Annotated in this window: 15 protein-coding genes; 4 read left to right on the top strand and 11 right to left on the bottom strand. The window is 60.6% G+C overall.

Features of this window, described 5'->3' with window-relative positions:
* Positions 1-122: 122 nt before the first annotated feature.
* The 4 genes from NG895_RS26975 to NG895_RS26960 all read left to right on the top strand — a co-directional run bounded on the left by NG895_RS26975 (position 123) and on the right by NG895_RS26960 (position 5229).
* Positions 123-512 carry a hypothetical protein gene (locus NG895_RS26975; RefSeq protein ID WP_252855674.1) on the top strand — a complete coding sequence of 130 codons (390 nt, stop codon included), beginning with the start codon at positions 123-125 and terminating at the stop codon, positions 510-512.
* A gap of 5 nt (positions 513-517) precedes the next feature.
* Positions 518-817: a hypothetical protein gene (locus NG895_RS26970; RefSeq protein ID WP_252855673.1), complete on the top strand. Its 300-nt coding sequence runs from the start codon at positions 518-520 to the stop codon at positions 815-817.
* Between the two features lie 173 nt (positions 818-990).
* Positions 991-1986: an isocitrate/isopropylmalate dehydrogenase family protein gene (locus NG895_RS26965; RefSeq protein ID WP_252855672.1), complete on the top strand. Its 996-nt coding sequence runs from the start codon at positions 991-993 to the stop codon at positions 1984-1986.
* Positions 1987-2265: 279 nt separating this feature from the next.
* On the top strand, positions 2266-5229 hold the full coding sequence (locus tag NG895_RS26960; protein WP_252855671.1) for a secretin N-terminal domain-containing protein: 2964 nt from the start codon (positions 2266-2268) through the stop codon (positions 5227-5229).
* A gap of 12 nt (positions 5230-5241) precedes the next feature.
* On the opposite strand, the gene NG895_RS26955 is transcribed toward NG895_RS26960, so the two are convergent.
* From NG895_RS26955 to NG895_RS26905, 11 genes are all read right to left on the bottom strand, one after another.
* Positions 5242-5847 carry a YybH family protein gene (locus NG895_RS26955; protein WP_252855670.1) on the bottom strand — a complete coding sequence of 202 codons (606 nt, stop codon included), beginning with the start codon at positions 5845-5847 and terminating at the stop codon, positions 5242-5244.
* Between the two features lie 56 nt (positions 5848-5903).
* Positions 5904-6896, bottom strand: coding sequence for a class I SAM-dependent methyltransferase (locus NG895_RS26950; protein WP_252855669.1), 993 nt, complete (start codon positions 6894-6896; stop codon positions 5904-5906).
* A gap of 13 nt (positions 6897-6909) precedes the next feature.
* Positions 6910-8697 (bottom strand): bifunctional alpha/beta hydrolase/class I SAM-dependent methyltransferase, encoded by a 1788-nt coding sequence (locus NG895_RS26945; protein ID WP_252855668.1) that lies wholly within the window; start codon positions 8695-8697, stop codon positions 6910-6912.
* A 50-nt stretch (positions 8698-8747) separates the two neighbouring features.
* Entirely contained in the window at positions 8748-9668 is a 921-nt protein-coding gene (locus NG895_RS26940; protein WP_252855667.1) for a phosphatidate cytidylyltransferase, read from the bottom strand.
* A gap of 114 nt (positions 9669-9782) precedes the next feature.
* Entirely contained in the window at positions 9783-10442 is a 660-nt protein-coding gene (locus tag NG895_RS26935) for a CDP-alcohol phosphatidyltransferase family protein (RefSeq protein ID WP_252855666.1), read from the bottom strand.
* Positions 10443-10518: 76 nt separating this feature from the next.
* On the bottom strand, positions 10519-12987 hold the full coding sequence (locus tag NG895_RS30695; RefSeq protein WP_252855665.1) for a PAS domain-containing sensor histidine kinase: 2469 nt from the start codon (positions 12985-12987) through the stop codon (positions 10519-10521).
* Positions 12984-14081 (bottom strand): ABC transporter substrate-binding protein, encoded by a 1098-nt coding sequence (locus NG895_RS26925; RefSeq protein WP_252855664.1) that lies wholly within the window; start codon positions 14079-14081, stop codon positions 12984-12986. The genes NG895_RS30695 and NG895_RS26925 overlap by 4 nt, the downstream gene beginning before the upstream one ends.
* A gap of 377 nt (positions 14082-14458) precedes the next feature.
* On the bottom strand, positions 14459-14959 hold the full coding sequence (locus tag NG895_RS26920; protein ID WP_252855663.1) for a hypothetical protein: 501 nt from the start codon (positions 14957-14959) through the stop codon (positions 14459-14461).
* Between the two features lie 80 nt (positions 14960-15039).
* Positions 15040-16395, bottom strand: a complete 1356-nt coding sequence (locus NG895_RS26915; protein ID WP_252855662.1) for a radical SAM protein — start codon at positions 16393-16395, stop codon at positions 15040-15042.
* Positions 16396-16518: 123 nt separating this feature from the next.
* Positions 16519-17049: a type 1 glutamine amidotransferase domain-containing protein gene (locus NG895_RS26910; RefSeq protein WP_252855661.1), complete on the bottom strand. Its 531-nt coding sequence runs from the start codon at positions 17047-17049 to the stop codon at positions 16519-16521.
* Between the two features lie 99 nt (positions 17050-17148).
* Positions 17149-17637 (bottom strand): hypothetical protein, encoded by a 489-nt coding sequence (locus NG895_RS26905; RefSeq protein WP_252855660.1) that lies wholly within the window; start codon positions 17635-17637, stop codon positions 17149-17151.
* Between the last annotated feature and the right edge of the window lie 40 nt (positions 17638-17677).

Raw genomic sequence — 17677 nt, 5'->3', positions numbered from 1 at the left:
GGTTGCCCCACGGGTGGCCGAGCCTTGTTTTTTTTGCGCTATCGTTTCCAATGTCGTAGAACGGAAACGGTTCCGTCACCTAAGAAAAACCTAGAACTAGCGGAATCAACTCCGTTCTACCGATGTCCGACGATCCCCTTGAGCAGCAACAGGAATTGGCCGAGTCGAGCCTGGCGCTGTTATTCGAAACCTACGACCAGGCGATCGAACGGGGCATGAAGTCGCCCGTTGTGATTCTGGTCGACTGCGAGGATGAGATTGGCGGTCAGATCGCCCGGGCATGGTTGGGCGACGACGCTGTGGACGACGCAATTGCCAACAACCCCAACGACGAGACCACCGTTTACGCCCGCGCCGAGGGTTGGCGGGAATGCAAACGCGAAGTGCCCAATACATTTGAGTATCTGACGCCGGTATTCGCCGAGGGTCCACCGGAAGATGGCTTCCTGGTGGTGAGTGTGACCGCGGGCGGAGCATCGGCGCTAACCGTGCCGATGGACGCCAGGGAGTGAAATCGATGTCAGAATACCTAGTAGCCATCGAAGCGGGCAACTTGCTCGTGACGGTCGAAGGCGAGCAAGACAAGTACGGCTTCGTGCGATGGCTGCTGGTCGAAGCGGGCGACGCCACCCTGGCGGCCAAACGGGCGCTCTCGGAAGTGACCTCCGACGAGGCGCTGTACGAAAAAATTGAAAACGAGGAATGCGACTCGCCTGCGATGACCGTGAAAGATGTTGTCCAAGCCGACGGGAGCGAAGAAGCCCAGCAGGTGGCCGGCACGACGGTTTGGTATTCGATGGACGCGCGGGAGTCGTAGAACGGAATTTATTCCATTACTTGCGTTGCTCAACACTACCAACGGAATAAATTCCGTTCTACGATTCTGGAGGCACCCAGGTCTCCGACGGGGGCGGAATGTGGTAGAACATCCAACCCTATTTCATTACCCGCGGCTAACGCCGTCGGCTCACCACTAACAAATCGCAGCACATGTATAACATTGTCTATATCCCCGGCGATGGAATCGGCCCTGAGGTCGTGAATGCGGCGAAACGCGTTGTCGATGCGACCGGCGTCCAGTGCAACTGGCAGGAGGCCCATGCCGGGCTTGCCACCTTCGAACGCACGGGCGACCCACTTCCCGAGGAGACGCTCGCTGCGATTCGCGGGGCGGATGCCTCGCTCAAAGGGCCCACGGCCACAGCCAGTGGCGGCGGCTTTCGCAGCGTGAACGTGGCCCTGCGGCAGAAGCTACAGCTGTACGCCAACTTCCGTCCAGCGCGGACCATTCCGGGTATCAAGTCTCGCTACGACGATATCGACCTGATCGTGATTCGCGAAAACACCGAAGGTCTCTACAGCGGCCTGGAGCACACCGTGGTGCCCGGCGTGGTCGAGAGTCTGCGGGTGATCAGTGCGAAGGCCTCCGAGCGGATCGCGAAGTTCGCGTTCGACACGGCTCGCCGCCAGGGCCGCAAACGAGTGACCTGCGTGCACAAGGCGAACATCCTGAAGCTGAGCGATGGGTTGTTCCTCGATTGTTGCCGAAAAGTGGCGGCCGACTACAGCGACATCGAGTTCGACGACTGCATCGTCGATGCCGCGGCAATGAAGCTGGTGATCGACCCGAACCAGTTCGACATGCTGGTGATGGAAAATCTGTTCGGCGACATCTTGAGTGACCTGACCAGCGGGCTGGTCGGCGGACTGGGCGTGACGCCCAGTGCCAATGTGGGCGACGACGCCGCCGTGTTCGAAGCCGTGCACGGCACGGCGCCGGACATTGCTGGCAAAGGACTCGCAAACCCCACCGCACTCATCCAGAGCGCCGTGCTGATGCTTCGCTTTCTGGGCGAAAAAGACGCTGCCGATCGGGTGGATGGCGCCATTCGCACCGTAATGGCCGAGGGCAAGCGCATCACGGGCGACCTCGGTGGCACTGCCAGCACCACCGAATTTACCGACGCCGTGGTGGCAGCACTGTAGCAACGGTCGCGATCCCAGGCCCGAACTGCAGGCGATCGGACGCAGCAACCCAGGCAATCGGCAGGGGCCGACCCGGCAATCTGAGTGGTTCACGCTCACTGTCATCGTTTTTGTCGCAATACCTTGCTGCTTTTCCACGAATTCTAAGTTAATTCGCGGACCCTTATCGGCGCCTTGTGCGTCTAAAAAAGTTGTACGCGCTACCGGTCCGCCCTTATACTGGCGGGCGGCCGGCAGCGGGCGGTGACCGGCTTGACTACTCAGGGGAAGGGGCTAGGCGTGTTGTCGATATGCAGGTGGCTGGTCGTTCGTAAGTTCGCGGCGTTGTTGCTGCCGGCAGTGGCACTGCTGTCGGCCGGCCGCGTTTGGTCGCAACAGCCCGTCGTGGGAAGTGTGGATTTCGCTCCCGCCGCTGGGCAGCCGGGTATACAGCCGACCGGCGGTCCGCAGCCGGGCGTGGTGGTAACACCGCAACCCGGCGGCCAGACTCCCCCCAACCAACAGGCCGAGCAAGGCAACCCCGAAACGAAACCAGAGGAAGCGGACAAGGAAAAGAAGGACGAGCCGAAAGAAGAGCCATCCGATTCGGTCACGCCGCCCGAAAAACCGCCGACGGTTGCCGACCCCAAGGAACTGGAAGCCAAACCCGATGCGAGCGGATTGGTCACGTTCAGCTTCAACGGCCAGTATTGGCCCGATGTACTGCAGTGGCTGGCCAACGTATCCGACTGCAATCTCTCCTGGACCGAATTGCCGAAAGGCTATCTGAATCTATCCACGCAGCGTCCCTACACCCTGCCGGAAGCTCGAAACCTGATCAACCAGCAACTGCACGCCCGCGGTTACACGATGATTCTCACGGGCGAAGTACTCAGCGTGTTCAAGATCGACAAGCTCGATCCGAGTCTGATTCCACGCGTCGAAGAAGAAGACCTGTACGACCTGCAGCCGTACGACTACGTGAAGATCACGTTCATGCTGCCTGAAGGCGTCGAGGTAGCGGCGGCGGCCGAGGATATCAAAAAGGCGGCCAGCGAGCACGCCAAGGTGATTCCCCTGCCAGCCACCCGGCGGGTGCTGATGATCTCCACGGTAGCCAGCGCCCGGCTGGTGAGTTCGATCCTGAACGAAGAACGCCTGGCGGCCGATGGTCAGGTGGTACCGGTGGAGATGGTGCTGAAGCATCGGCGGGCGGAAAAAATCATCGACATCCTGTACGTGGTGCTGGGGCTCGACCCCGCCTCGCGGCCATCGCAACAGGAACTGGCCGTGCAGCAGCAGAAGATGCAGTTGCTGCAGCAGATGCAGGGCGCCGGCAAGGACGTTTCGAAAATGCTGCAAAAGGAAGGCCCACAGGTTTACCTGGCCTACAACTCGCATCGCAACAGCGTATTGATCAACGCTCCACCGATGGAGCTGAAGAAAATTCGCCGCACTGTGGAGTTGCTCGATGTGCCAGCGGGCGGCGAGCCAGTGGACGTGGCCGCACTGGCCGGGCATCGCGTGCCGAAGAGCTACAAGCTGGAGACCATCGACCCACGAACGCTGCAATCGACGCTCGAAGAAATTGGCGATTTGAGTCCGCTTACCGAGCTACGAGCCGACAGCCGGGCCGACATCCTGTTCGCTCGCGCCACGGAGAACGATCACGAGAAGATAGCCCGCATGATCGAACAGCTCGACGAAGCGGGCATGGAAACCATGATCTTTACCCTCCGCAAACATCCGGCCGACGCCGTGGCAGGTACCCTGCGGACGATGTTCGCCCCCAAGAAGGAAGACGACGACCGAAACAGCCGCTATCGCAGTTGGGATCCCTGGGGATACAACCCGTATCGGCAGGAAGAGGAAAAACCGCCGACCGACGTGCGGATTGACGCGGACATCGAAAACAATCGCCTGATCGTCCGCGCCACCCCCGAACAACTCGAGCAGGTGCGAGACTTTCTGTTGAAGCTGGGCGAGCCGCTCGATCAAGCGGATGCAGGCGAAAGGATCCGAGTGGTGGAAGCCTTGCCGCCGGAGGAAACCGCCCGGCTGCTGCAAGAGATTCGCCGGCTTTGGCCACAAACCGGAAAGAACCAACTGCTGATCGAGGGCCCCACCGGCGCCACGGGCATTCGCCAAAGGGAGCAAGAACCCGCCAAGTCGACTGTGCCAACCGACCGTGAAACTCGTGCCCAGTCCAGCGGCAGCAAAGTGTTCCAATTCGCCGTGGAGAAGTCGAGCGCGGAGGAACCAGCGGAACAACCCACCAGCAATGCCCCGCCAGTGACGGTGAAGATTGCCCCCGATGGTCGCTTGGTACTTTCCAGCGACGACACCGAGGCACTCAATCGTCTGGAAGAGCTCATCGAATCGGCCATGCCACCGCAGGAGCGGTTTCGCATTATTCCTGTAAAGTACGTCCGAGCGCATACCATCTACATGACGCTCGATAAGCTGTATGAGGAAGAGATAAAGGGCGACGACACCGAGGGGTACTTCGATACTTATATCTGGGAGTACATCCCAGGCAAATCGAAGTCGACGTCGCCCCAGATGTCGCAGCGGCGCAAGCTGCAACTCGACTGGGATCCCACAAGCAACACCATTCTGGTAGCTAATGCGTCGCCCTCGCAACTGCGCGAGATCGAACTTCTCGTGAAGGCGTATGACCAGCCGTCAGATGACGATGCGACTACCCGCCGCACCGCGGCTATCAAACTGCGGTACTCGCGGGCCAAGGTGGTGGCCGCCGCGCTCAAGGAAGTGTACCGCGACCTGCTGAGTTCGCGCGATAAAGAGTTCGAGACCGAGGACAAGAAGGGCGCCAGCAGCACCAAAGAAACCACCACCATCATTCGCTACGGCCAGCAAAACTCCGGAGGCGATACCGCCAAGCGGCCGACTCCTGTGAAAGTGGGCTTCCAGGGCGCTCTGTCGGTGGGTGTGGACGAGATTTCGAACACCGTCATCATCTCCGTGCAGGAGGAACTGTTCGAAAGCGTCTTGCAGATCGTCAACAGCCTGGACGAGGCCGCCAAGCCCGATATGGCGGTAAGCGTCCACACGGTGAACAGCGGCGTCTCGACCGAGGCCTTGCAGAAAGCACTGGCCGAAGCCTTCGGCACTCCCTGGGTAGGTGGCAAACCGGAAAAGCAGGAGCAACCCGCCCAACAACAGCCAGGCAACGGCCAAAAACAACGTGGACCTGGCGGACCGCAGCCAGGTGGCCAACCAGCGGTGCAGCCCAGCGGGTAACGGAGCTGCGCCCTACTCGGTCGGCTTGGTCTTGCCGCGAGCGATCCACTTGGCTGCCAGCAGTCCGACCACCAGGCCAATGAAACCAGCGGAAATGCCGATCATCCACAAATACTTCTGAATGTTGGCATCGAGCACCGGGTTCGAGAACGGATTGATCGAGCTATGTGCGCGGAGTAGTTTCCACTGGCCATTTTCCTTGCGAAACACGGCCGTCCAGGGCGAATTGAACTCGTACCGCTGGCCTTCGCCCGTGGTCATGATGTTGGTCGAATTGCCATGGCACGTGGCAATGTCGCCGTCGAACGTGGCCGGTTCGTGCGCGAGCTTCACGGAGTACGTACCGCCCTGCAGAAACTTCTCTCGCGAGATGTTCCACTCTTTGACAAACACGTCGAAGTCGTCGAACTGGCGACTGGTGAACGTGACGATGCTAAAGTCATCGGTCACGTGCGGCCCCAGCGTTTGAATCTGATCCTCTTCGCTCATCGCCTTCTCGGCAATCGCCTTGAGCTCGAGCAAGGCCTCACGATCGGCCACGTGTTCGTCAGCATGCACTCGTTGCGAAGCTAAGCAGACAAGGACGGTCAGCACGGCAAGTTGAACTTGGCGGTTCATGGTGGCTTCCTGAAGACGTTGAGAGCCGCGTCCAGGCGGCAGAATAGGGGAGTTTTTCACGTGGGCGCACGGGCCAGCAACATGCCGACCATGTGCGGCGGCGCGGCAAGCGGGTAGTACTCGGTATCGCAGTAGCCGCTATCGGCCAACATCGCCCGTAACTCTTCTTGCCGATGAACACGGGCCTCCACGGTTCGTAGGGCGAGTCCCAGCCGGTACAAGCCATGCGCCACGCGGTCCTGATCGGGCGACTCGGCCAGGGCATCGACAATCGCCACATGTCCACCGGGCAACAGCGCCGCACGAACTCGCGAGAGCAGCCTGGTGACGTTTTCAGCGCTTTCCAGGTGGCTAACATTCGCCACGATGGCCAGTTGATACGTGCTGGTTGGCAGGTCGACCTCGTGGAAATTGCCCGCCACGCAAGTCAGCCGATCTTCGACGCCGGCAAAAACGGCAAACTGCTGAGCGACCTGGAGCACCGCGGGCCAGTCGACGGCCGTCACTCGTAGCGAGGCGTTTACCTTGGCGAGCGCCAGGCTCCACACGGCCGAGCCCGCCCCCACGTCCAACACCTGGGCATCGTTCAGTGGGCACTCGCGGGAGAGGATCGCCGCGGCCCGCTGGGCGGCTGGCACCATCATCCAACCCAGCGCCATGGCCTGTGTCTGATAGTGCTCTTCACTATCGGCCACTGAATCCATGGCCGCCATCGGCTCGCCGGTGGCCAACAACTGGGGCAGGTGACGCCAGTACTGATCGCCCAGCTCGCGGTAGTGGCCCGACAGCAAAATCTCAAGCAGCGGCGATGCTCTGAACAGCTCGCCATCTCGCACAACAAGACCAGCGGCCTGCAGAACGTCGAGCACAATCTCGGTACCACGTGGCTGAAGCTGACAAGCGTCGCACAACTGATCGATGGTGGCGGGTTGTCCAGCTAGCGCGTCTGCCAGGCCCGAGTGCAGCGCACCCCGGTACGTCTGCGCCAAGGCGTGGGCGTTCATCAGCCGAAAATAGTTGGACAGTGTTTCCGAATCGAATGGCAACATAGGGATGCGAAATCTATTGGGCTTTGGCGAGCGAAACGGTGAAGATGCCCCAGCAGTCGATCAGCATCTGCTGCTTCTCGAACCCGGCCGCCGCGACAAGTTGGTCTATTTCGGCCGTACTTCGACACCGCATGGCCCACCGTTTGCCGTCGTAGCCATGCAAGGCGCGGGCAATCAGCTCCTGCTGCGGATGCCATGGCTGGTTGGTGTAAATGAGATATCCCCCCGGTTGAATGCAGCGCGCCAGGCCAGCCAGCGTGCGCGTGATCGGCTCGTTGCTGGCGAACAACTCAAACAATCCAGACACGATGGCCACATCGGGTCGGGGCGTCGTGGCGGCCAGTTGCTGATCGTCGAAGGCATCGCCCTGGCGGAACTTTACGGAGGAAAGTCCTCGCTCCTGGGCGGCAACTCGCCCGGCGTCAAGCGCCGCGGCATCCTGGTCGCACAGCGTTGCGGCGATCGCCTGTTCGGGATGCCGGGTAATGGCGTCCATCACGTACCTTCCGGCACCAGCGGCCACGTCGAGGATCTGTAGCGGCCGATCGGGCACGGCAGTAGACCGTTGCTCGATGGCCGAGTCGAGCAGTTGGTCCATGTGCTGCCGACGAACACGGATGCCCGACCAGCCAGGCGAGTTGAGGTACACTCGGTCGCCCACCACGCCGATCGGCGTGGTTCCGCGGGCGCGGTTCTCGTACACGTAGTCGAGCGTCCGCCCTGAATTAAAGCCGCTCTGCCAGCCGAGCCGGATGCCGTGGCTCAACTGGCCAACCGAACCCAACACTATCCGCGTGGCGTTGTAATATAACGATTTGGGATGCACCACGGGTAACGGCTTGGCACACTGCTTCCAGCGATCGAAAGAGGGGCCACGTTGATCGGACTCGGCTAGCGCGGGCGGTGGAGCAGGTTGATCGAAATGCCGCCGAATGAACTCACCGATCGCGCGGCACGCCTCGCCACTGCAGGTTTCGTGCAGCAGGTCGTGGTACATGCCCGGATACTCGACCAACTGCTTCTCATCGGTCGACAGACGTTCGAAGAATTGTTGTTGCGGCCGTGTGCGAACCACCCAGTCGGAGCCAGCCGTCATCAGCAAAGTGGGCGTGTGAATGGCGGCCGCATCGTCGAGCAAACGCGTGGAGGTGTCGTGCAGGTCGAGCAGCAATTGCACCGACACGCTGGAACTGATCAAGGGATCGGCCGCGTAGTCGGCTGCTGCCTGTGAGTCGTGCGTCAGCATCGTGGGGCGGACGTAGCTGGTAACCTTGGCCTGCGGGCGAACCTTGTGTAACAGCCGCAAACCAGGAATCGCCAGCGGCACGTACAGCTTTACACGAAACGCCGGCGTTACCAGTGCCATGGCCCGCAGGGGCGGCGCATAGTCGTGCACCCAGGCCGCCAGCACTACGGCGCCGATGCTGTGCGCCACCGCCGCCAAGCCATCCGACGGAATGTCGTACGTCGCAGCGATGTGCTTGGCAAACTGGTCGAAATCGGCGGACAACTGTCCCACGCCTTCAGCGTAGCCACGCGGGCCAGCATTGCGGCCATGGCCACGGGCGTCCCAGGCAAACAGCCAGCAATCTTCCAGCCCCAGTTTGTCAACCACATCGAGAAACCGCCCGGAGTGCTCGTGCCCGCGATGCACCAGCAACACCGCGCGGCGCGGCGCCGGCGATTGCGGTGTGGTTGGCTTCCAGCAGCGATAAAACAGCGGTGTACCATCGGCCAGCATCATCGTCTGCTCGCTACAAGCACGATTGGCCTCGGTCGAAGAAAGCGCTTGCGTGGTCACGTGAACTTCTGCAGGTGTGGGTTGAAAAGCGGCAGAACGGGCATGGCTTGCTACGGACCTGCGAACGTGCCCAACGAGTAGTAAAATAGCGGCGCGGCAAACAGCAGGCTATCGATTCGGTCGAGCACGCCACCGTGTCCGGGGATTGAATTGCCCATGTCTTTCACCCCAACACTTCGTTTTATCAGACTGACCGACAAGTCGCCAAGCTGACCACCAACCCCCACAGCCAGGCCGATCATCAACAGTTGATACCAGTGGATGTGACTGGGAAACGAGAATCGCAATAGCCAAGGCAAGGCGAGCGCCACGATCAGCGCGCCGATTGCCCCCTCCCAAGTCTTCTTTGGACTCACCGTCGGACACAGGGGATGCCGTCCCAGCAACGACCCAAAGGTGAACGCGGCAATGTCGCTGGTTTCCACGGTAAACAGCAAGAACAGCAGCAGCCCCGTGGCGTAGGGCGATGGGGCTATCCACGCGGTGTGGGCCAGCATCCAGCCCACCAACAGGTACCCTACCAAGGCTTGAGCAACGAAGGAGAACTGGCCGACCGACTTGTTCCGAACCACAGGCACGGCAAACAGTACCACCACCGCACACACGGGCATGGCGGCAAACAGGCTCCAGGCCAAGTCTGGTCGCACCGCGGTCGAGAAAAGCACCAGGGCATACGTTAAAATTACCAGCAGCCCCACCGCCACCATCAAGCCACGTTGAGTTGCCAGACCCGTGGCGCGAGCGTATTCGTATCCGCCCGCCAGCGACAGAGCGGCAAACCCTACGGTCACAGCAATCGGGCCCAGGTAGATGGTGGCCAGCGCTAGCGGAATGATTACCAACCAGCTTCGATAGGTGGGCCACACACGCGAAACATCGCGTCCGGCGAACCTAGCAAGTACGATCCCGCCGGCGGCCGCCAGCAAACAGCCACCCAGAATCCAACAATACCGCAGAAACAGTGGGTCCATCGCAGGGCAGGTGGCAGCAGGTATTCGATCAGTGCAGGCTGCGATCTCATCAACTGACCCCGCTGCCCCTCAGCCCGCATTGTACTGGCATCCCGATCCTGCGAGAAGCGACAATCATCGGTCCGGATTCTCCGCCAACCACTGCATGATGCGCCGTAGTCGAACCACGACCGTCTGCACCGCTCCGGCTACTACAACCCAACAGCCAAGTGTTAACCAGCTGACGCCCTGCCCTACCACCGATATGAGGACCTCGTTGCCCACGATGCCCGTCAACAGGGCGGCCAACATCACCACGACCATTCGCCAGGGCTTGGACATCCACCCGCCGAACTGCCGCGGTGTTCCAACCGTCTGCCCAATGATGCCGACGTAAGCCACCAATAGTGCGGCGATTGCGGACGCGTAGCCAGCATGAATGCTGCAGGTGGAATTGAGCGCGACCCCAACGAAGATCAACACGTCGGAAATGCGATCGGGTAGCTCGTTGACAATCTCACCCTGGCGGCTGATGGTGCCCCCCTCGATAGCCACCATTCCATCCAGCATATTGCACCACAGCCGCACCACGCACGCCACGCACCCCAGGAGCAACATGCCGAGGTGGGTCCCGCTACAGGCGAACGCTACGGCCGCGATGCTGCTCGCGGCCATCGAGGCATAGGAGATCCAGTTGGGCTGGATGCCAACCCTCGTGCACCACCTAGTGGCTCGATGGGCCGTGGCACGAAACACTTGGGCAATCGGACGACGATTCGCAGGGTCGGCAGGCATGGGGAGGAAGGCGTCGATGGTTGCAGGTGGGCCGAATCGCCCGGCGGCACGACGCTACTCTTATCCGACGACTGCGCTAACTGCAAGCCTCCGCGAGTACGTCTTGGCAACCGGAGACTTCCCTGAACTGCTGTGCGGATCCGACATCCGGGGCCTGCATCGGCAGCCAGACCGTAAATATGGTCCCTGTACCCGGGGTGCTTTCGACGCTCATACGGCCGCCATGCTGCTTGTTGACGACATTGCGACAAATCGAAAGTCCCTGTCCGGTGCCCTTGCCGACTTCCTTGGTGGTGAAGAACGGATCGAAGATTCTGTCTCGAACTTCTTCCGGGATTCCACCTCCATTGTCTTCGACTTCGATGGCAATTCCGTCGTCCACGCTGCGAGTGCGTACGGTAACTGTACCGAGTGTATCGGGTTGGTCGGCGAATCTTTCGGCGATGGCGTCGCTGGCATTGACCATCAGGTTGAGCAATACCTGGTTGATCTCCGATACCAACAGTGGTACCGCAGGCAGGTCCGGATCGAGGTCCAACACAAGCTCCGCAGTATATTTCCAGCGGTTTCGAGAAATGGTGGCTGTACTCCGAATCACGTCATTGATGTTGGCGCGCACCTTTTCTTTGCCCCCCGGATGGGAGAACTCTTTCATTGCCCGGGCAATCTCTACCACCCGCTGGATTCCCTCTTGGCTTTCTTGAATGGCAGCCACCATCTCGTTGCTATGGTACTCGACGTTGTTGATCTCCGATGCCGCCTGAATCTCCGCGCGCCGCTGTTGCCACGCTTTCTGCTCATTGGTGAAGAGCAGTTGCTTGTACGTGTCGGTAAACTCCATCAAACGCCGAAAAGAAGTCGCCAGGAAGTCGACGTTGTCGGCGATAAACTGCATCGGCGTGTTAATCTCGTGGGCCAGCCCGGCAGCAAGTTGTCCGATGGATTCGAGCTTCTGGGCCTGGGCCAACTGCTGCTCGAGCAGCTTCACCTGGGTCAGATCGTTGACGAACGCCACATACACTGGCTCGTCATGGTACGTGGCCCGGTGAAGTACCACCTGCACGGGATAGGTGCTGCCATCCTTGCGGAAGTGGACTGTATGAAATTCCAGACGGTCGACGTCGAAGTCGCCAAGTGGCCGAAGTGACTCTTTGAGCGGACCGATGTGCTCATGCGGAGTCAACTCAACAGGGGTTAGCTCAAGCATCTCTTCTCGAGTGTACCCCAGGTTGTTACAAGTACCATAGTTGACCTCGACGAACCTCAACGTGTCCCGTTTCAGGATGTACACCTCCGTGGGCGACTCGCGAATAATTTTCGCCATTTCGGTCGATTCGCGTTGCCGGTCCACCGAGGCCCTCATCACCCGTGACACCAGGCCGACGATCCACCATGCAACGGCCAGGAACAAAACCGAGGCACCCCCTGCGATCATAAACAGAGCATCAGAAGCGTTTTCCAGCAGGTTGCTGTCGGCACGTGCCGCAATGGCATAGAGGTCCGCCACCGCATGATTTAAATGTTGTTCGGCAGCCTGACAACGCCGCGCGGCTTGCTCCGCCTCCTCGCTTTCAGCGCGCAAGGACCGTACTCTATCGATGAGTTTTACCTTCTTTTGGTAAAACCCGTCCCCGGTAGTCAGCATCACCTGATGTTGTTTGTCGTCTTGCGAACCTGCACCGAACAGATGCTCCTGATAGCTGATGAGCCCTGCGAGAAACCGATCAGAGTCTTCGCCCAGGCGGACGCTGTTTCTTTTCAAACGGGCCAATGTCTGCCGCAGTCGGTTGTCCTTGTCGCTGCGGAGCGAGTCGACGTTGTCGCAATTGAAGAATCGCGCGGTATCCAGTGCCAGCTCTTGCAGATCGTCGTTCAGCTGCCACGGTTGTTGCACCTGGCGCACACTTTGAACCAACCGCTCGAGATGTTGTTGACGATCGGCATCTGCTGTTACACGAATCAAGGCCAGTTGCCTGGCGACGTGCAGACGATTCAATCCAACCCCACGCGAAACAATGGCCGACAGCTTCTCCAGGTCGCCACTCACCCGTCTTTCGGCTTCCGCACACTGCTGCATCAGGCCATCGGAACGGGCAACGCCCTGCCAGACTCTGCCCAACGACGCATGCGTCTGTTCGAGCCCCTGCGTGAGCGATTCGAGGGCCACGTCGGCGAAGGCGTCGTTTCCTCCAAGCTGGGCAATATTGGTACGCAGATCCTCAGCGCCGGAGGCTACCCGCTGCTCGTCGAATTCGACCAGGCTGGCCGGCAGATCTTCGATGGCCGATAAGCTGCGACCAAACATATGCAGGTGAAGCCTGTCGAGTTGCTCCATCAAATGCAGACGATAGGAGCGTAGGTCGTCGAGAGTACTGGCGACGGAGTTGCGGGCATGTTCGGTCTGTTCTCGTCGTTCGCGAATGCTGCGTAGCCGCAAGCTCACGTCCGTCAGGACGACGGCGCCGGCCACGACGCCCACGACCGCCATTAGCCACATCAGGCGGATGACTCTGCGCGTCGATTTGTCGGTGGGACGTCTCGTCACGGCCGGACTTCCTCGGCGAAGAGGTCGGTCCACTCGACGGGGCACACCCGCCCATCACGTATAACGGTGGGCCAGACTTGATGGCTGGCCTGATGGTCTTGCGGCGAGAAACTCAAAGGCTCTCTCAAACCGATGTCGAAGTCGCCCAGGTTCTCCAGTGATTCGACGATGGCTTCGCGATCGAGCGGGCCTTCGATTGTCCGCAAACCGGCCAGCAGCACCTGCATGGACAGGTACCCTTCCAAGGAGCCGAACGAGGGCCTGGCGTCTGGATCCCAACGCTCGAGCGCCGTGTGATATCGCTTGACGATAGTCGAATCGGAGTCGTAGTGAGGCACCACCTGGGTGACGATCACCCCATCGCCCACTGCCCCCAGGGCCTCGGCCAAGGGTTCGGGCCCCACGAAAGACACGCTCAAATACTTGGCCTCCAGCCCGCTGTCTTTGGCCATGCGGATAAATGCCGCGCAAGGCTCGTAGGCTCCCACCATGATCACGGCCCGCACAGGCTCGGAGGCCATCAGGATGTCGGCCAGCGCGTTCTCCACGGCCACGGTATTGCGTTGGTAACGCCCGTGAGCAACTCTTGCCTCGTCTGGCAAACCATGTCGCTCCAGGGCCTGAACACCGCCTATGTAGCCCGCGTCGCCGTAGGCATCTCGCTGGGTGAAGAAGGCAATCTGCTGCGGCTGGAGACCAAACTGCTCGACCAGCGAGTCGACCATGGCGCCGGTCTCCTCTGCATAGCTGGCACGATAGTTAATCACATACCGAACGGGAGGATTCTTGCGGAGGACCCCTGCTCCCGTGAAAGCTCCAAACAAGAGGGTCCGCTTCCGCATCGCGATGGGGGCGGCGACCACAGCCGTCGGGGTGCCGACGTTACCCACAATCGCCAGCACATGCTGGTTGTCGATCAGGTATCGCATGTTCGGTGCCGTGCGATCTGGCTCGTACCCGTCGTCGAGGGCGATCAGCCGGAGCTGTCGCCCGCGGATGCCACCCTGGGCGTTCGCCTCGGCCATCGCCGCCTCGACACCCTGCTTCATGTTCCTGCCCAGCTCGGCGGCAGGGCCGGTCAAAGCAGTGCTCATGCCGAACACGAGATCGTCGTTCGCTGCCCGTGCAGCCATCGCGCAGCCAAACGTTGCCAGGAGCAACGCCGGTATGAGTAGCCGGCCGCCGCTTGTTCGATCTTGCCTGTACCGTGTCATCCGCCGTTGCCCCGTGCTCCGCTCCAACATAAGCTGACGTTCTGTCTCGGGAGAGTCGTTCGCGTCCGTTAGCAACCATCAGGTGTGGATTCAAAACGTCCACTGTGACAATAGCTCGATGGCACCGGGGGTGCAGCTAACCCACTCCTGGCTTTCGGAAAGCAACAGTGCGGTGTTGCAAATGGCGCGGATTGTACCGGCGAAGAAGTGCCCGCGGAATGATTGGCGCGGAGATGCAATCTGCAGGTGGTAGATTGCTATTCGCTACCAGATTCGCCCGTTATATGAGACACCAGTTGCTGAAGTTGGCGCGCAACCGATGCGTACGTGTAGGGATCGTCGTCCGCGGGGGGGTGGTCTGGCCTTTCGAAACGGGGACGCTCGAGATACATCCGCCCCCACTCCGCATCCACAGCGCGCACGAAATCCTGGAGGTGGCCCTCTGAATCGAGAAGTCGCTGGCAATACTCGGCCAGCGCCTCCAGCGGCTGTTCGTAGCCCGATTCGAGTAGTCTCTGGCTGCCGACAACGCGTCGCAGCAGCACCCGCTGGAGCGTCCCTTCGGAATCGCGCAAGTGTTGCTGGAGGTAGCTCTCGATCAAGATCTCAGCCTGCCGCTCCCGCGTGACGGGCGAGGCGCCTTTCATGAGTTTGCCTCCGCCGAGGCGTCCAATCGCTTCGGCCAGCGAGAATTTTCGCCGTTCGCGAATCTCGCGTTCGAGTTCGCGATCACGATCGTTTTCTGATGAGTCATTCATGGTGAGGCTCCTTGCAACCGCCCTGTTGCTACCCCCTGCTCAATACTGCGCGGGCACGTCACTTGACGAATGGTGCCTGGTCAAAGCGGTTGGTTCAGCGACCAGGAGATGGGAAATCCGTTCTCTTGCAGCCACTCGGCCACCTCGCGCGGCGATCGCTGGTCGGTAACCGGAAATTGCTCGCCGCGGGTGTTATCTTCTTCGCCATATCCGCCCGGCGTGGTCGAACTGCCGGCGCTCATCTGAGTGATACAGATGCCCGCCAGCCGATTGCGAAGTCCCGCCGATTCGCGGGTCGACAGGACGAGCACCGCCGTGGGAAACGCCAGTCGCAACGCGCAGTAGTAGCGAACCAGGTCGTCGTCCGACACACCATACTGGGCGGCAAAGCCATCGGGCGCCTGGTGGATGCGCGGCAGGCTGAATGCCAGCGTGTGCTGCGGAAAACGACGCGCAAGGTAGCAGCCATGCCGTATTAAGGCCAGCACATCCTGCTCGGGCTCGTCCAATCCCAACAGCACTCCCAGCCCCAGCCGATGGATGCCCGCCTCGGCGGCGCGGTCCTGTGTCTCCAGTCGCCAGTGGTAGTTGGCCTTGGGGCCGCGGGGATGATACCCGGCGTACAGTCGCTCGTCGTAGGTCTCTTGATAGAGCGTCAGCCCCATCACGCCTGCATCGGCAAGTTGTGCATAGGCGGCCGTGGTTTGCGGCGCAATCTCAATGGCCGGCGCCACGTTGTGACGCACCAAACAGCGGGCGATGTCGCTGTAGTAGTCCACCGTGGTTAGCCGGGGATATTCGCCTCCGACGACCAACAAATGACCGAAGCCATGCTGCTCGAGGTGGGCGACCTGGCTCTCCACTTCTTCCAGCGACAAGTGGTGCCGATCGATATCCTGCGAGAAGCGGAAGCCGCAGTAGGTGCAGTGATTCACGCAGCGACTCGACACGTACAGCGGAGCGTATAGCAACATGGGCCACCGCGGCAGCGCCGTGGTCGAACTGGATCCAGCGACGGCAAAGTTCTCGACCGTTATCTGCCGCGCCCGCGTGACGAGTGGCTCCAGCGGGTACTCCACGTCGACCGCGTCGATGGCCTCGGTGGCAATACCTCCGTCACCCGCGTGATGAATCGCATGGTAGGTCGCCCGAGGACCGAACTGCGATCGACAGGCCAGCACATTGGAAGTGGCGTTGAGCGTGGCCGCCAATTCGGCGTCGCGTGGCGCGAGCCGCCCCGCACATTCACTCAGCAGTTGATAGCGCCAACGCTCCAGCTTGTCGCCAAGCTCCTGAGCCGCTTCCCGATCTGGCATTCCCGCTTGCAGGCACTCACTCACCCGGTCGATCACTCCCAAGTGATGGGCCGCGTGATCGTCGGTATCCTGGAGCCAATCTCGAAACGATTCCAGCGGAAATGCAGTTAAAGAGGACACTTCGGGTTCACCTGCGCATTACGAAGTAGCAACAGTCGATTCCCGCAAACGAAGCGGGCAACGAATCGGCCGCTTCTTCGATCGTAGCTAGTGCCGTGCCACAGCTCCAGGGTGCAGCGCCAGCTATGCCGAAGTCAGCACTGCGAGCATGCCGCGACAAAACTCAGGCAGGTCGTCCGGTTTGCGACTCGAAACATAGTGCCGATCGACCACCACGGGGGCGTCCTGCCAGAGAGCGCCAGCGTTTACCAGGTCGTCTTTAATGCCGGGCGAACCGGTGACCTGCACACCGCGGTACACTCCGGCAGAGATGGGAATCCAGCCACCGTGGCAGATTGCGGCAATCAGTTTGCCCGCCTGGTCGAAATGTCGGACAATCTCCAGCACCTGCGGATCACGCCGCAATTTATCGGGCATAAACCCGCCCGGCACCAGCAGTCCGTGGTACTCGTCCGGCTTGGCGTCGGCGATGGCAATGTCGGACGACGCGGGATAGCCATTCTTTCCCTGGTACGATTTGCCCGCTTCGGGTCCGGCCACCACCACTTCGGCGCCGGCCTCGATCATCCGCAGCTTGGGATACCAGAGTTCAAGATCTTCATAGATGTCACCCACAAAAGCCAGAATTCGCTTGCCGGTAAGTGGTCGGTCCATGCCATGCTCCTGCGGTTGCCAGATCGAACGAGAACACTGGCAGTATCGGCGGTGTCGCCGAGCCGTGGCAAGGGTGCTGCGGTTTTCTGCTGGCAGAGGCTATTGGTACCCCAGGAACGAAAAATTGCCGCTGCGGCCCTTGGTATCGTGCCACACGCCCACGACTTCGGTCATTGAGCTCGAAGCCGGCCAGCAAATCTGATAGCTGCAGATATAGCCCGACTCGCGCTGCTGAAACGTGAGCAGATAGCCATCCTGGTGCTCGACAAGTTGCCCGTCGATGATCGCGTCGCGCAAGGTTCCGGCTACCCGTCCATCGAACTGCCCGGCCACTGTGCCATCGATTACGCGGAATCGAATGTCGCAGGTTTTGATGTCGCCGGTGAGTTCCTGGCCCACCGTGTCGTCCCAGCTCAACTGCCACAGGCCATTCAGCGAAAACGACTCTCCCTCCGCCGGCGGAGGAAATGAACCGCGAACCTGTTCTACCCCCAGGGGAAGTTCGTCGCCCGTACTGGGAAGTTCGTCGAACTGGGCGACAGGCACGATCGTCAAGGTCACCAGGAGATGCAGCAGGGCGAGATTCATGGCCGGGGCTCCGTAAGAGAAAGGAAAAACGTCGGAGATC

This window comes from Aeoliella straminimaris (assembly GCF_024054565.1).
In the GTDB taxonomy this organism is placed as follows: domain Bacteria; phylum Planctomycetota; class Planctomycetia; order Pirellulales; family Lacipirellulaceae; genus Aeoliella; species Aeoliella straminimaris.
The sequence above is the reverse complement of the archived record's forward strand: the minus strand, read 5'-3'. Positions and strand labels throughout refer to the sequence as shown.

Excerpts from the sequence above, each read along its gene's own strand:
- NG895_RS26975 (WP_252855674.1), top strand. The coding sequence starts at position 123 with ATGTCCGACGATCCCCTTGAGCAGCAACAGGAATTGGCCGAGTCGAGC.
- NG895_RS26970 (WP_252855673.1), top strand. The coding sequence starts at position 518 with ATGTCAGAATACCTAGTAGCCATCGAAGCGGGCAACTTGCTCGTGACG.
- NG895_RS26965 (WP_252855672.1), top strand. The coding sequence starts at position 991 with ATGTATAACATTGTCTATATCCCCGGCGATGGAATCGGCCCTGAGGTC.
- NG895_RS26955 (WP_252855670.1), bottom strand. The coding sequence starts at position 5,847 with ATGAACCGCCAAGTTCAACTTGCCGTGCTGACCGTCCTTGTCTGCTTA.
- NG895_RS26950 (WP_252855669.1), bottom strand. The coding sequence starts at position 6,896 with ATGTTGCCATTCGATTCGGAAACACTGTCCAACTATTTTCGGCTGATG.
- NG895_RS26940 (WP_252855667.1), bottom strand. The coding sequence starts at position 9,668 with ATGGACCCACTGTTTCTGCGGTATTGTTGGATTCTGGGTGGCTGTTTG.
- NG895_RS26935 (WP_252855666.1), bottom strand. The coding sequence starts at position 10,442 with ATGCCTGCCGACCCTGCGAATCGTCGTCCGATTGCCCAAGTGTTTCGT.
- NG895_RS26925 (WP_252855664.1), bottom strand. The coding sequence starts at position 14,081 with ATGAGCACTGCTTTGACCGGCCCTGCCGCCGAGCTGGGCAGGAACATG.
- NG895_RS26920 (WP_252855663.1), bottom strand. The coding sequence starts at position 14,959 with ATGAATGACTCATCAGAAAACGATCGTGATCGCGAACTCGAACGCGAG.
- NG895_RS26910 (WP_252855661.1), bottom strand. The coding sequence starts at position 17,049 with ATGGACCGACCACTTACCGGCAAGCGAATTCTGGCTTTTGTGGGTGAC.
- NG895_RS26905 (WP_252855660.1), bottom strand. The coding sequence starts at position 17,637 with ATGAATCTCGCCCTGCTGCATCTCCTGGTGACCTTGACGATCGTGCCT.